Origin of the sequence: Corynebacterium sp. 13CS0277 (genome assembly GCF_002994655.1) — a bacterium.
In the GTDB taxonomy this organism is placed as follows: Bacteria; Actinomycetota; Actinomycetes; order Mycobacteriales; family Mycobacteriaceae; genus Corynebacterium.
The window spans coordinates 1-14,204 of the sequence record NZ_PPDL01000016.1 but is presented as its reverse complement, the minus strand read 5'-3'; the positions used below and the strand labels follow the sequence as shown (position 1 = coordinate 14,204).

Sequence of the window (14,204 nt, the reverse complement as noted above, 5' to 3'; positions counted from 1 at the left end):
GTGGCCCTCTTCCAACGTAAGCACGCAGAACCCGGCGACGCGTCAGCTGTCGCTGTCGCCGACAACTCGCCGGCCGCCCCGGCGGAGGCAACCCCGGACAAGGGGGCGTCGAACTTCCGTCTGTACATCCCGATCGTGGGTGTGCTGCTCGGTATTGCGCTGTTGCTGTACCCGGTGTTCGCCACCCGTCACAACGACGTGGTGCAGCAGCAGCAGTCGAATAACTACTCCATCGAAGTCAACGGCATTCCCAGTGAGACTCTCGCAGAGGAGCTGGCAGCTGCGGACACGTATAACGAAGACCTGCGCCAGGGTGTCATTCTCGATCCCTTCATCAAGGACGTTGCTCCCGACTCGGAGCAGTACCAGGCGTACTTGAAGTACTTGGATCTCACGGACGTGATGTCCCTCGTGCGTGTTCCTGCGGCTGACGTGAACCTGCCGGTCTACCACGGCACCTTCGACGACACGCTGCAGAAGGGTGTCGGTCACCTCTTCGGCTCCTCGCTTCCGGTCGGTGGCGATTCCAGCCACTCCATCCTGACCGGTCACACGGGTCTGCCGAATGCGACGATGTTCGACAACCTGACCAAGGTCAAGGAGGGTGACGCGATCTACCTCAACACGGCGAACCGCGCGTTGAAGTACGTCGTCAACGACATCCGCGTCGTGGAGCCCTCGAACGTCGATACCCTCGGCCGTGTGGAGGGCAAGGACTTGCTGACGCTGATCACCTGTACCCCGTATGGCGTGAACTCCCACCGTCTTCTCATCACCGGCGAGCGTGTGCCGCTCGACGATATTGAGGAGCAGGCCGTCAAGCAGATCGAGGAGCCTAAGGCTCACTGGTCCTGGTGGATGTTCGTCCTCCTCGGCGGCGCAATCCTATCCGCGATCCTCATGTTCGGTGCCATCATCCGCCTCTGGCTGCTGATGCGTCGCTCCAACGAGGACAAGAAGGACGCGGAACGTGCACCCCACCCCGAGAACTCCTAGTTTCTTAGGGTCCCAACCATCCCGCCCAGCGCGGGAGGGTGTGTAATTCAAGCCCCCGGCTGTTTGCCGGGGGCTTGTTGCATCTTTGGGTGCGCTGTGGGGTGGTTCCTGTGCGGCGTTGTGGCCTGTGCTCTGGGTGCGCTTGTGGGCCGCCAGGGGCGATGCGGCTTATTCTGCCGGGCAGTTTGTCAGGGGTCCCCCGTGGGGCGGAGTGAGTACACATGACGGGGGTAACTGTCGTGCTATAGAAAAGGGGGTTGTTGTGATGGTCGGATGGGGTAGTGCGTGTGCAGCGGCCGTGCTGTCGGTTGTGAACTTTGCGTTTCGGTGACGATGACACGTGTCCTTCACGGGCGCGTTCCGTGAGGTGGATGCTGTGAGGGGGTGGTCGCGTTCCCAGCATTTTCCCAGTGTGGGGCGAGTGTGACGGCTTGCATTTTTGTTTTTATGCAGAAATTGCGACGAGTCTGCCTATGCCATTAGGATTCGGGTCTTCACCGGCAGGTGAACCCCTCGCCGCCGCTCTGCGTGGCCGCAAGGGTGTCCCCATTGAGAAGGAGGCTTCCTGTGTTCTGGTTCCGTGTCATTGTTTCTCTGGTTCTCGCCATTGCCTTGCTCATCGCCTGTGCCGCACCGCTGGCAATCGCAGTCGTGGAAAGCTTCCATCACAGCTAGCTTGGGTGCCATTGTGCCTGCGCCTCCGCCGCTTTCGCACGCGCCGCTGCTTCGCTTTGTGGGGCCACGAAATTGTGCCCGCGCAGCGCCATAGCCCAGTGCGCGCGGCCCCAGGCGTGATGAGCCCTCCACGACACCCCGCATCGAACGTATCGTGCGGGGGTCCACCGTGGCGGGGTGCTCAGGTCTCGTTACCGGGCACCGAAGGTCGTCACGCGCCCTTGTGGAAGGCCTACTGCGTGGAATTGGAGCCCTGTGCTAACGCGGGCTTCGTGCTCATCATTCAGCATCGCAGTGTGGTGCCGTTGGGCTGTATTCCGGGCGCACGGCCCTCAGTTCGGCTCAGGCGGCCATCTGGCGGTACGGGTGGCTCTGCTGTGGACAAATCCCCCTCGGTAAATGTCTCTGCGGTGCTCCCCGCGTAAGCTAGCCGGGGCAGCGCCCACCCGGGATCGTTGGAGCTTTCCTCGGGTTGCTGCTTGCCGCTGTAGGTTGTTGCTTTCAAGGAGTGTGTGCGCCATGACGAACCCCACCAGCCCTGACCCCTCGACCGCTGCGGACGGTACCAGCCCGGCTGCAGCTTCCCCCGCCGAGGGCGAAGATTTCGCTGTGGCCGGCGTGGCGAGCAGCTTCGACGACGACAGCTACGTGCCGCCGGGCGACCTCGACGCCCCGCCCCCGGAGGCCGACTACTCCCCCGACTTTGCGCCCACCACAGCCTTCGGTGGCGGTGGCTCCTCGGACTGGAATGGCGGTGGCGGCCGCCGCCGCGGCGGCCGGGATAGCTTCTCCGGGAAGGACTTCGTGTCCTCCCGGCGGGGCTTCGAGCCCCCCGGCCCGGAGGGCCGGGACTTCGGCCGGCAGCCCCCGCATGACAACGAAGCAGAGCAGGGCGTGCTGGGCGCGATGCTGCTGAGCTCCTCGACGATCGCCGACATCGTGGAAGAACTCTCCCCGGAGGACTTCTACAAGCCGGCGCACCAGATCATCTACCGTGCGATCCTCGATCTCTACACGGAGAACAAGGAAGTCGACCCGGTGATCGTCTCCGCGCGGCTGGACCGCGCGAACGACCTCACCCGCGTCGGCGGGGCGCCCTACCTGCACACCCTGGTGCAGGCGGTGCCCACGGCGGCGAACGCTCGCTACTACGCCGAGATCGTCGCTGAGAAAGCGATCCTCCGGCGCCTCGTCGACGCCGGCACCCGGGTGGTGCAGCTCGGTTACGAAGGCACCGAAGGCGCTGAGGTCGACGCCGTCGTCGACATGGCGCAGCAGGAAGTCTTCGCTATCGCGCAGAAGAAGTCCGCCGAGGATTACTCGCCCCTGTCGGAAATCATCCGGCCCACCATGGACGAACTCGACCAGATTGCCGCCCATGGCGGTCTCGCGCAGGGTGTGCCCACCGGGTTCGTGGACCTCGACAACCTCACCAATGGTCTCCACGGCGGGCAGATGATCATCGTCGCCGCCCGACCCGGTGTCGGTAAGTCCACGCTCGCACTGGACTTCATGCGCTCCTGCTCTATTACGCACCACAAGACCTCGGTGTTGTTCTCCCTCGAGATGAGCAAGTCGGAAGTCGCGATGCGTTTGCTCTCCGCGGAGGCGGAAGTGAAACTGTCCGACATGCGCTCCGGGCGCATGACCGACGAGCAGTGGGCGAAGCTCGCCAACCGGGTGGGCGAAATCTCCGAGGCACCCCTCTACATTGATGACTCGCCCAACCTGACGATGATGGAGATCCGCTCCAAGGCGCGTCGCCTCGCCCAGCAAAAGGGCCTCGACCTCATCGTGGTGGACTACCTCCAGCTGATGAGCTCCGGCAAGAAGGTCGAATCCCGCCAGCAGGAAGTCTCGGAGTTCTCCCGCCAGCTCAAGCTGCTCGCCAAGGAGTTGGATGTTCCGCTCATTGCGATCTCGCAGCTGAACCGTGGCCCGGAGTCTCGTACGGATAAGCGCCCCCAGCTGGCCGACCTGCGTGAGTCCGGCTCCCTGGAGCAGGACGCCGACATGGTCATGCTCCTGTATCGCCCGGATAGTCAGGATAAGGATGATGCCCGCGCCGGTGAGGCCGACATTATCCTGGCGAAGCACCGTGGTGGCCCCATCGATACGGTGAGTGTCGCCCACCAGCTGCACTACTCCCGTTTCGCGAACCTCGCCCGCGGTTAGCCGCCCCGCCGCAGGGGCGGCGCGGCCCCTCTGCGCCTGCCATGCCATGTGCGGCCGCCACCTGCTCTCCACGCTTCCGTGAGTGTGCGGTGTTCGCGCACTCCGCACACGGCACTCGTGCTTCAGTCCGCGTGCCGGCGGGGCGCCCGGGTGGCGGTGGGTGCCCTCGAAGTGGTTGATTAGAAGAACGAACCTCGATACTCACGCCCTCACGCTCGTGTGGCCTGCTCCTCGGCGGCAGCACCTGTGAGGCGTGTGGTTGTCGGCTCTTTTTCGATTCTTCCCTCGCTCTTCTTCGCACACCCCCTCATTCGTTGTTTTCTCCCCCGCCAGTGCCGAGGTGCTGTGCAGTCGTGCTGTGCCGCGATACTGCGCGCCCACGCTGTGCACCGGCCTGTGCTGGTGCGGTGCGTGACCGGGCGGCGCCTGCCTGATGGGGAGCTTCTCCCCTGGGGCCAGTGTTCTGGTGCCTCATCAAGGGCGCCACTGTCCTGGTGTGGTCACCTGTGTGGTCTGTTGTGCGCGGGTCGGCCTGCGCGCCTCGCCGTGTGACTGTGCGACCGTACGGCTGTGTGACCGTACCGCTGCGTGGTCGCGTGGCTGCACGGCATCGTGACCATTCGGCTGTGCCCCAGCGGTGTGGGTACTCGTGCTGTGCGCCCGCGTGGTGTGGGTGTGGGGTGTGGTGTTGTTCGGCTGCCTATCTTCCTGCGTGAAGGAGCTTGCATGGAATTTCTTCTCATCACAATCGGATTGCTGACAGCAACCGTCATCGTCGTCGCGATCGGCGACCGCATTGGGTTGCCGTGGCCGGTGCTGCTGACACTGCTGGCGGCCGGCACCATGGTGATCCCCGGGATCCCTGCCGTGGAGATCCCCGCCGATCTCATCCTGCCGATCTTCCTCCCCCCACTGCTGTGGGCGATGGCGCGGCGCAGTAGTTGGGCGGTCATTAAACAGCAGCGCTTCGTGATCTTGACGCTCAGTGTGCTGCTGGTGTTCCTGTCGGTCATTGCGGGCGCGGCGACTGCCCTGTGGCTGATGCCGGGGTTGTCGATCGCGGGCGCAGTGGTGCTGGCGAGCGCGTTGGCGCCGCCGGATCCGGTGGCGGTGGACGCCGTCGCGGAGCCCGCCGGTGTGCCCCGGCGGCTTATCGCCACCCTGCAGACCGAGGGCCTGTTCAACGATGCCTCGTCGATTGTGTGCTTCCATGTGGCGTTGACGGCGCTGGTGATGAAGGAGGACCTGCACGTCGGCGAGTTGGTGTTGACGTTTGTGTACTCCTCCGTCGTGGCTGTCATCGTGGGCCTCGTGGTGGGCTGGGGTGCGGCGAAGCTCACCGACTGGATGGAGCTCACCGTCGCCCGCAACGCGTTTAGTTGGGTGATTCCTTTCGCGGTGTACATCATCGCCGAGGAACTGCACGCCTCCGGGGTCATTGCGATCGTCATCGCCGCCGTGGAGATGCACTCCCGCGCCAAGGCGGAGGCCGCCGACCGGCTCACCGGCCACGCCTTCTGGGAGACCATCGAGATGCTGTTCACCGGTGTCGCTTTCGGCCTCATCGGTCTCAACGTGCGCACCGCCGTCGACGAGGCCGAGTACGTGCTGTGGCACGGGGTGTTCGTCGGCCTGGCGATCTCTGTTGCGTTGATCGCGGTGCGTTTCGCGTGGATCATGCTGCTGTACAAGCACAATGTGCGCCGAGGGAAGAAGCACGCGGCACCGCTGCGGCTCCAGGAGGTGCTGCTGCTGACGTGGGGTGGCATGCGCGGCATGGTGACCCTGGCGCTGGTGCTGTCGATCCCTTACGGCTATGTGCCGTTCCAGCAGGAACTCACCGTCATAGCGTTGGTGGTGCTCATGTGCACCATGGTGATCCCGGGGCTGACGCTGCCGTGGCTCATGACGAAACTGTCGTTGGATCAGGGGCCGGACGCCCAGGGCGATATCGCCCGGGAGCGCATCATCCGCCGCGCCCGCGACGCCGCGAATGAGGTGCTGCACTCCCACGCCGAGGACCTGCCGGCGAACGCGGTGGCGGGTATTCAGCACTGGATTGCGGAGGAGACCGGCACCGAGGATTTGGACGATGTGGAGTGCAAGGACACTCAGGCCCGCAGGAAGGTTGCTGAGGTGCGTCGCCGCCTGGAAGTCCTGCGCGTGGAGGCCCTTGCCGCCGCCCAGGAGGAAGTGTTGGCCGCCCGCAGGGAGCCGGGCGTGGATCCCGCCATCGTGGACGAGGTGTTGCACGACCTGGACCGCATGATGGTTGCTGCCCGCCGCGCCTAAACCGCGCCGCAGGCCTTGTCCCTACCCGTCCCTACTAGTCCCTGCCAGGGCACCCCGCGGCGGGAGGGACGCTCACCGTCATCCTGGCCGTCCTCCTCAGCAACACCCTCACCGATAGCTGCACCGACACGTCCACCGACGTGACACACCCCCGCCCCCAGGGGCACCCGTGACGCTGATGCTGCACGTGGTGCACTCCCCGGAGGCGGGGGTGTGTTGTTTGTCGTGGATGCGGGGCGTTTGCGCGGGCGCGCCCCGTGGCTGGGCCGCCACGGTGCCTGGTGGTGCCGCGTGGTGCCTCGTGGTGCCGCGCCGCGGCGCGGCAGTCACACCGTCGTGGGGGACGTAGTCCTAGCCGGTGGTGGGCTGGAAGCGGCGCAGCCGCAGCGAGTTCGTCACCACGAACACCGAGGAGCACGCCATCGCCAGGCCCGCCCACATGGGGTTGAGGAACCCCAGGGCCGCGATCGGCACGAGGGCCACGTTGTAGCCGAACGCCCACACGAGGTTGCCTTTGATCGTGCGCAGCGTGGACCGGCTCAGGCGGATGGCGGTGGCGGCCGCCCGGAGGTCATTGCGCATGAGTGTGATGTCGCTGGCGGCCATCGCGACGTCCGTCCCGGAGGCCATCGCCAGGCCCAGGTCCGCCTGCGCGAGGGCGGCCGCATCGTTCATGCCATCACCCACCATCGCCACCACGTGGCCTTCGTCTTGAAGTTTCTTCACCACGGCGACTTTGTCCTCAGGGCGCACACCGGCGGTGACGTGGCTGATGCCGACGGCGCGGGCGACAGCATCGGCGGCGTCCTGGTGGTCGCCGGTGAGCAGGTAGGGCTCCAGCCCGAGGTCAACAAGCTGCTGGACGCCCTCGGCGGAGGTGTCTTTGATGGTGTCGGCGACGGCCACCCACCCGAGGTAGTTCCCCTCACGGGTGATTTCCACGGTGGTCGCCTCCGGGTGGGCGTGTTGGGCGGCGAGCGCCTCGTCGTGGTGGGGTCGGCCGACGGTGATGCGGGCACCATCAATGGTGCCGCTAATGCCCTCCCCGGGGGTGGCAACAATGTCGCTGGCATCTGCCAGGACGCCGCCAGGTGCGGCGGCAGGATCTGCCCCTGCGCCGGCCGCGCCGGCGAGGTCCTGGGCGGCGGTGACGATGGCGCGGGCCAGGGGGTGTTCGCTGTGGCGCTCCACCGCGCCGGCAAGCAGCAGTGAGGCATCATCACTGTGTGCCTCCACGCTCATGGTGCCGGTGGTGACGGTGCCCGTCTTGTCGAGCACCACGACGTCGGCGCGCCGGGTGGATTCCAACACTTCCGCGCCCTTGATGAGCAGGCCTAGCTGTGCGCCGCGGCCCGTGCCGACGAGCAGCGCGGTCGGCGTTGCCAGCCCGAGGGCGCAGGGGCAGGCGACGACGATGACGGCGACGGCCGCCGCGAAGGAGGCGGCCGCGTCGTGGCCGGTCGCCCACTGGCCCACCAGCGTCAGCAAGGCGATGCCGAGGATGACGGGCACGAACACTTGGGAGATGCTGTCGACGAGGCGCTGCACGGGCGCTTTGCCGAGCTGGGCTTGGGCGACAAGCTCCCCCATCTGCGCCAGCACCGTGTCCCTGCCCACCCGGGTGGCCCGCACGGTGAGACTACCGGTGGTGTTCACGGTGCCGCCGGTGACCTCGTCGCCGACGGTCTTGTGCACGGGCAGGGATTCGCCGCTGAGCATCTGCTCGTCGACTTCGCTGGCGCCGGCGACGACCTCACCGTCGGTGGCGATCGTCGTCCCCGGGGTCACAAGGAACTCCATCCCCGGCAGCAGCAGCTGCGCATCGATGGTGCGCCCGTCGGGCAGGAGCACCTCGGTGGCCTGCACCTTGAGCAGCTCCTCCAGTGCGGATGCGGAGCGCCGCTTCGCGCGCTCCTCAAGAAGGCGGCCGACGAGAAGGAACACGATGATCATGGCGACCGAGTCGAGGTAGATCTCCCCCAGCCCGCCGTGGGCGGGCCGCGCCGTGAGCGCCATCTCCATCCGCATGCCTGGGTGCCCCGCATGGCCAATTGTCAGTGCCACGAGCGACCACGCCAACGCGGCCGTCGTGCCCAAGGAGATGAGGGTGTCCATGGTGAACGCCCCGTGGCGCAGGTTCACCACCGCCGCCCGGTGGAAGGGCCACCCCCCATAGACGTACACCGGCACTGTGAGCGCCAGGCACAGCCACTGCCAGTAGTCGAACTGGGCGGCCGGCACCATCGACAGCACCATCACCGGCACCCCCAGCACTGCGGCGACGACGAGGCGCCGCACCAGGGAGGACACCTGGGCCCGATCGTCACCCGCCGCAGGATCCACCCCGCCCGTGGTGGCGGGATCCGCCCCATAGCCGGCGTCCCGCACCGTCTGCAGGAGCTGCTCCTCAGAGACGGTCGCCGGGTCGTAGACGACATGGGCGGTTTCCGTCGCGAAGTTCACCGCCGCATCCACCCCGGGCAGTTTCTTCAGCTTCCGCTGCACCCGCGCCGAACACGAGGTGCACGTCATGCCGGAGACTTTCACGTCGAGCGCCGCCTGCGCCACAGGTGCCGCCACACCTGCCGCGGCGGCCACACCGGAGGCCGCGGTGGGGGAATCAGTGGAATCGTTCATGCTTCACACAACGCACCACCCCGCCCGCCGCATTCCGCCCCACCCATACCCGGGGGCAGGGGCAGGCCCGCCCCCCAGGCCACCAACCCAAGCCCAGGGCCGGGTGCACCCCGCCGGCCCCGCCGCAGCACACACGACACCCCCGGACCCATGCCGGGGCGCGAAGCGCCGGGCACACACAGGGGCCGGGGGTGTGGAAGAGAACAACAGGAGGACGACCCCGGAATAGGGCCGCACGGGTGCGACCCTTGGGGGGCGACTCCCAGGGGAGATTAGTCGGCGTCGACGAGGCTGAAACCAGCCTCCTTGACTGCGGCCGCGATATCGGAGTCGGCGAAGTCCTCGCCGGACACAGTCACGAGCCCGTCAGCGACATTGACGTTGACGACGGTCGCGCCGTCGACCTCGTTGATCTCTTCGGTCACGCTCATCGCGCAGTGATCGCAGGTCATGCCAGCAACCTGGTAGTTCTTGACCATCGGGGCTCCTTGAAAAACAAAAGACGAATACAACAGCTGTGCGCTCCCACGGCACTCGCGAGCGCGGCACAGGTGTGCCTTAGCAGGCACGTGAGGTCACTATACGCATAGCGCGGAAACAGTGCGTTGTATTTCCGGCCGAGTGTGACCACATCAACGCCCACCCGCCCACGGCAGCGCGCCGGGCGGGTCCCAAGAGTCCGGGGTACCCAGTGGGGTGCGGTGGGAACAAAATGCGCGTGCGGGAAGTTGTGCGGGATAACGGCGCGCCACACCCCCGACGGCCTTGTCCCCGAGGACAAGCCCCGCGGTGCCTCCCCACACGGTGGGTGGGCAGCGGTGGGGTGCGGGCGCGCGGCGAAAAACCGCACAGAGACAAACCAGAGACACACACAGAAAAGAGAAACACATTATGGCAACTGTTGCTGCGACTGCAGAGAACTTCGGCGACCTGGTGAACACTGAGGGCATTGTCCTCGTTGACGCGTGGGCATCCTGGTGCGGCCCCTGCCGCCAGTTCGGCCCCATCTTTGAGAAGGTGTCCGAGAACCACCCGGAGGCCACCTTCGCGAAGCTGGATACTGAGGCCAACCAGGAGCTGGCAAGCGTGTTGCAGATCCAGTCGATCCCGACGCTGATGATCTTCCGTGACGGTGTGCCGATCTTCCGCCAGGCGGGTGCCATGCCGGCGGCCGCCCTGGAGGATCTGTACTCCCAGGTGGAGCAGCTCGACATGGAGCAGGTGCGCGCCGATTACGAGGAGCAGCTCGCGAAGGCGCAGGCGGAGGCCGCCGGCGAGTAGTCGCCGCCCTACCCGCGGTGCCCGGCACCGCCTGGCGCGCCGCCCCTTCCTGCCCCCGCAGGATGCCAGTGCGCCCCACACCCTTTTTCAGCCCGCAGCCTGTGCTGCGGGCTGTGGTGTATCTCGGGGGCTGTGGCCTGTCTGCACCTGCGCTGTGGCGTGCAGATCCGTGGGCAGAGGAGCGCAGGACCCGAGGCCGGGTGGCCGGTGTGGCAGTGGGGGCGTGGGCACGCGCGGCGTGGTGGTGGGTGCCGGTTGCGGGGTACTGCCGATCGGGGTTGTTGCTGGGGTTTTCTTTTCGTGTCCTGGTGTGTTGGGTGCGCGGAGTGCGGCAGGCATAGCTACAGTTGGCGTCATGAAGTATCTGGCGGGTGTTTTTCCCCGCCGGTGATAACGCATGACCGTGACGCAGTGTCGCGGGATTGAAAGAAGGCGAGTTGCTATGCCGAACCCGTTCATCAAGGGCTGGAAGTATCTGACCACCGCGATGGAGCAAGCCATCGACGAGAATGCGTCGCCGACTGTGCAGATCGCGCAGGCGGTGGATGCGGCGAAGGCGCAGCACCAGAAGGTGTTCGACCAGGCCGCCGTGGTGGCGGGGAATCGCAACCAGGTGGAGATGAAGCTGCACCGCATGCAGGCGGATCGTGACCGCCTGGAGGAGCAGGCCCGCCAGGCGTTGGCGGCCGCCGATGCGGCCGCGGCGAGCGGGGATGCGGCGAAGGCACAGGATCTGCAGGCCACGGCTGAGGTGTTTGCCTCCCAGCTGGTGGCGGTGGAGCAGCAGGTGGAGGAAACCACCGTCAGCTGGAAGGCCGCTGTCGCCGCCGCAGATGAGGCCGCGAAGCAGGTCAAGGAATCCGAGGCCCGCCTGAAGAGCACCCTCGCCGAGGCGGAGCAGCTGCGTGCCCAGGCGGCGCAGGCCGCCATGCAGGAGACTGCGATGGCCGCGGATGAGAAGTTCCAGGCCTTCCAGATGGATGATGCGGTGCCGACGTTGGATGCGGTGCGCGCGAAGATTGAGGCCCGCTACGCCAACGCCTTGGGCGCGCAGGAGCTCGTGGAGTCCACGGTGGGCGACCAGATGACCTCCATTGTGGCGGCGGGCCGCGACATGAAGGCCTCTGCCCGCCTGGAGGAGATCCGCGCCCAGCTGTCCAAGGAGACCGCGGGCGAACTCACCGCCGGTGTGGAGAAGGCAGCAGACGATGCGCCCGTCGACGCCGAGGTGGAGGACGAGAACTAGCGCGGAGAAGCACTCCACGTAGCCACAAGTCCGGGAGAGCGCTCACGCAGCCCCGGCGTGCACAGCCTGTCGCGTGCGGGCAGGCATGTGTGGGCCTCGCCCCCGCTTGGGCCGCGCGTGGGTTGCGAGCCTGCAGCGCTGACTTCAGAAAAGCTGGCATGCGCGGCGCGCACGACAAACACCACCGGCCGCCCCACTTTTCGCATCCTCGGTGATGCGGGAGTGTGGGGCGGCCGGTGGCGTTGAAAGGGGGTGTGCGGGTGCTGCTTAGTCGCGGTGGTGCAGCAGCACGGCACGGATGCCGGAGTGGAAGCCGTCGCGCAGGGCGACGCGCTGCTGCTCGTTGAGGGTGTACTCGTGCAGCGTCTCGCAGGCGAACTGCAGCAGCGGGCGGTCGACCTCCGGGGGGAGTCCGCCGCCGGACAGCATGTGGGCGTTGTCCCGCTGCTCCGGGGTGGCGGCGTTGGTGTACCACCAGGTGGCGTACTGTTGGCCCACATCGTAGGGGGTTTGGAACCCGGCGGATGCCCACACCTCGTTCGGCAGCGGCACGTACCGGGAGCGCAGCTTCCGGCGGGGAGCCATCATCGAGGGGTTCGGGGCGGGCTTCTTCGTTTGCGCCGGCGGGGTGTCCTGCTCCTCGTCGAGGTGGCGGGCCTGCTCGTCCTTCGTGTCCTGGGAGATGGTGTCCTGGGCGCGGGGTGCGGCGATCGGCTGGTCCGGCTTGCCGGGCAGCTCGGGCTCCGTGGAGGAGATGGAGATCCGCAACGATTCTTCCTCCGCCCGCACGGATCCGGCCGGCGTGGTGACGTCGACGCGGGTGGCTTCCGCGGTGACGTTGACGCGGCGCGGCTCGTCCTCGTCCGTGCAGCCGAGGTCGGCGGCCTGTGCGCCAGCCACCGCCGGGGAGCGCACCGGTGCCGGGGCCGGCGTGGGAGCGGGTGCCGGCAGGCCGACCTCTGGGGTGTCCGCGGCGGCGGTGCCGCCGGTGGTGCCCTGACCTGCGGCGGCAACATCTGCGGGGGTGGCCACGGGAGAGGTGGAGGCCTCCTGGGCGCCTGCTGCGGGGGCGTCGGCATCCTGCGCGGATGCGGCAGCCTCAGCGTCCTCGGCGGCAGGTGCTGCCGTGGCCGCAGCGTCGGTGGTCTCCGCGTCCGCGTCAGCGGGGGTCGTGGCGGGTGCCTGGGGGACCAGGCCCGGCACGGCCGTGGGTCCTACTTCGTCGATGGGCTCCGCATCACCGATCGGCTTCGTCGGAATATTCGGCGGCAGCGGACCCTCCAGGACCTGCAGCTGCATACACTCCGCGAACTCCTCCCGGGGATCCAGGATCGTCGTCGAATCACACGCATGCCGCAGCGCCGAGGACATCGAGTCCCAGCCAAAGCCGTACAAGTGCACCCGGATACCGGCGGCGGTCGCCTCCTGCACACCCGGGATCATGTCCGCGTCGCCAGAGACCAACACAATGTCGGTGCACTGCTGGCGCAAACCAGCAACCACCATGTCCGCCACCAGGCGGGTATCCACCGCCTTCTGGGTGCGGCGTTCACCCCACTCGATGAGCTGGCCGGCACGCAACTGCACCCCATCACAGGTGCGCAGTGCCCGCTGGTAGCGGTGCGGCCCCGAATCGGGGATGCCGTCGTACCACAGCTGGCGCTGAATGGGCTGGCCCAACTGGTTTTCGATCATGTCGCCCAGGGTGGCGACAACGGCCGGTAAATCGATCTCTAGCTGTGCGCGCGCCCCCGTCGCCCACGAGTTGTAAAAGCTCGCAAGCAAGTATGAGGTGTCGACATAGACCTGTGTGCGTTCAAGCATGGCTCCTAGGAATCCGTTTCTTCTATCGCTAAATAAGGTGCGTTCTGTGCTCTACAGTGTGCCCGAAAACAGAGGCCACCGCATGGTCGCCCGGTGAACACCAGGTGAGGCGTGTGACCTTCGTGTCGGGAATCGAGGGGCACCTCCGCCATTGTGTCACTGCCCAAGCAGCACCCTGCGCCCGGGGTAGGCGCAGAGATAACAGTGAGGCGACAATGCGTCGACGTACTCCGGGATGCGACGCAGTACTACTCAACTACTCAGCGCAACGCATCCGCGGCCACCGTGTTCCACGATTCACCCGGGACTGCGTGGTGCCGCGCTCGGGGCTGCCGGCCAAGCAGAGGGAGACGTAGACGTAGAGGAGAGAAGGGAGGACGACGCGAGCAACGACAGCGATCCGCGCACAGCGCCCGGGAGAACAACCCCCGCGGGAGAATCACCAAAGGAGTAGGCATACGCGGGGCGGAGCCACGGGTGCCCCGCGCGTGGCGGCGGGAAGTGAAGGAACGACGGGGAAGAAACCGGAGGAGGAAACAAGAAGAGAACAGCGAGCAGCTCTGCCGCGAGTCAAGGGCAGGTGCGCGGCGCACGACAGGAGCGATCGCCGAGCCGCACAAGGAGAACAGCGATAGCCAGGTGCAGCGATACAGCCCTGGGACACGATCGAGCGGTCGGTACGGCCCTGGGGTGAAGCGGCCGAACAGCCCCTAAGTGGCCATCAACCGGGACGACAGCACGTAAACGCCGTAGACGTACGCACGCAGTGCGCATACGGCGAGTAAAAAACCTGCTCTGACCAGCGGAGTTGTGAAGTGTCGCGGGGGTGTGTAACTTATAACGAGTCAGCGCGACCGACAACGCCCCGGCCAAGAGCTAGTGAGGCGGTAAGAAAACAGCGCAGACGAAATCCAAGTCTTTGAGCGAAAGCTTCCGATGGAAGTTGGTAGCTGCACTGACGCACGATGTTTGAGAACTCAATAGTGTACCAATGTACTAGTTTTTTTGTGCTGGTTCGATGGTTTGTGCTGCCGGGGACTGCTTGTCCCTGACGCAACGCTTGCATGACACGAGTGTG

The 14,204-nt window shown here is 66.5% G+C and carries 8 protein-coding genes; 5 read left to right on the top strand and 3 right to left on the bottom strand.

What is annotated here, in order from left to right:
* The 3 genes from C1Y63_RS07975 to C1Y63_RS07965 all read left to right on the top strand — a co-directional run bounded on the left by C1Y63_RS07975 (nt 1) and on the right by C1Y63_RS07965 (nt 6,138).
* Nucleotides 1-996: a class C sortase gene (locus tag C1Y63_RS07975; protein WP_106015936.1), complete on the top strand. Its 996-nt coding sequence runs from the start codon at nt 1-3 to the stop codon at nt 994-996.
* A gap of 1,194 nt (nt 997-2,190) precedes the next feature.
* A complete protein-coding gene (gene dnaB, locus C1Y63_RS07970) occupies nt 2,191-3,846 on the top strand; it encodes a replicative DNA helicase (protein ID WP_106015935.1) in 1,656 nt (551 codons plus the stop codon).
* Nucleotides 3,847-4,572: 726 nt separating this feature from the next.
* A complete protein-coding gene (locus C1Y63_RS07965; protein WP_106015934.1) occupies nt 4,573-6,138 on the top strand; it encodes a sodium:proton antiporter in 1,566 nt (521 codons plus the stop codon).
* Between the two features lie 351 nt (nt 6,139-6,489).
* Here the strand turns inward: C1Y63_RS07965 and C1Y63_RS07960 are convergent, their stop codons facing one another.
* Both C1Y63_RS07960 and C1Y63_RS07955 read right to left on the bottom strand, forming a co-directional pair.
* Nucleotides 6,490-8,775, bottom strand: a complete 2,286-nt coding sequence (locus C1Y63_RS07960) for a cation-translocating P-type ATPase (protein ID WP_106015933.1) — start codon at nt 8,773-8,775, stop codon at nt 6,490-6,492.
* A gap of 272 nt (nt 8,776-9,047) precedes the next feature.
* Nucleotides 9,048-9,254 (bottom strand): heavy-metal-associated domain-containing protein, encoded by a 207-nt coding sequence (locus C1Y63_RS07955; protein WP_106015932.1) that lies wholly within the window; start codon nt 9,252-9,254, stop codon nt 9,048-9,050.
* Nucleotides 9,255-9,666: 412 nt separating this feature from the next.
* Here C1Y63_RS07955 and trxA point away from each other — a divergent pair, with 412 nt between their 5' ends.
* Together trxA and C1Y63_RS07945 are read left to right on the top strand one after the other, a co-directional pair.
* Entirely contained in the window at nt 9,667-10,056 is a 390-nt protein-coding gene (gene trxA, locus C1Y63_RS07950) for a thioredoxin (protein ID WP_106015931.1), read from the top strand.
* 442 nt (nt 10,057-10,498) lie between these two features.
* Nucleotides 10,499-11,302 carry a PspA/IM30 family protein gene (locus tag C1Y63_RS07945; protein ID WP_158256119.1) on the top strand — a complete coding sequence of 268 codons (804 nt, stop codon included), beginning with the start codon at nt 10,499-10,501 and terminating at the stop codon, nt 11,300-11,302.
* Between the two features lie 267 nt (nt 11,303-11,569).
* Here the strand turns inward: C1Y63_RS07945 and C1Y63_RS07940 are convergent, their stop codons facing one another.
* Complete coding sequence (locus tag C1Y63_RS07940; protein ID WP_106015929.1) at nt 11,570-13,126, bottom strand: NYN domain-containing protein; 1,557 nt, start codon at nt 13,124-13,126, stop codon at nt 11,570-11,572.
* Between the last annotated feature and the right edge of the window lie 1,078 nt (nt 13,127-14,204).

Excerpts from the sequence above, each read along its gene's own strand:
- dnaB (WP_106015935.1), top strand. The coding sequence starts at position 2,191 with ATGACGAACCCCACCAGCCCTGACCCCTCGACCGCTGCGGACGGTACC.
- C1Y63_RS07965 (WP_106015934.1), top strand. The coding sequence starts at position 4,573 with ATGGAATTTCTTCTCATCACAATCGGATTGCTGACAGCAACCGTCATC.
- C1Y63_RS07960 (WP_106015933.1), bottom strand. The coding sequence starts at position 8,775 with ATGAACGATTCCACTGATTCCCCCACCGCGGCCTCCGGTGTGGCCGCC.
- C1Y63_RS07955 (WP_106015932.1), bottom strand. The coding sequence starts at position 9,254 with ATGGTCAAGAACTACCAGGTTGCTGGCATGACCTGCGATCACTGCGCG.
- trxA (WP_106015931.1), top strand. The coding sequence starts at position 9,667 with ATGGCAACTGTTGCTGCGACTGCAGAGAACTTCGGCGACCTGGTGAAC.
- C1Y63_RS07945 (WP_158256119.1), top strand. The coding sequence starts at position 10,499 with ATGCCGAACCCGTTCATCAAGGGCTGGAAGTATCTGACCACCGCGATG.
- C1Y63_RS07940 (WP_106015929.1), bottom strand. The coding sequence starts at position 13,126 with ATGCTTGAACGCACACAGGTCTATGTCGACACCTCATACTTGCTTGCG.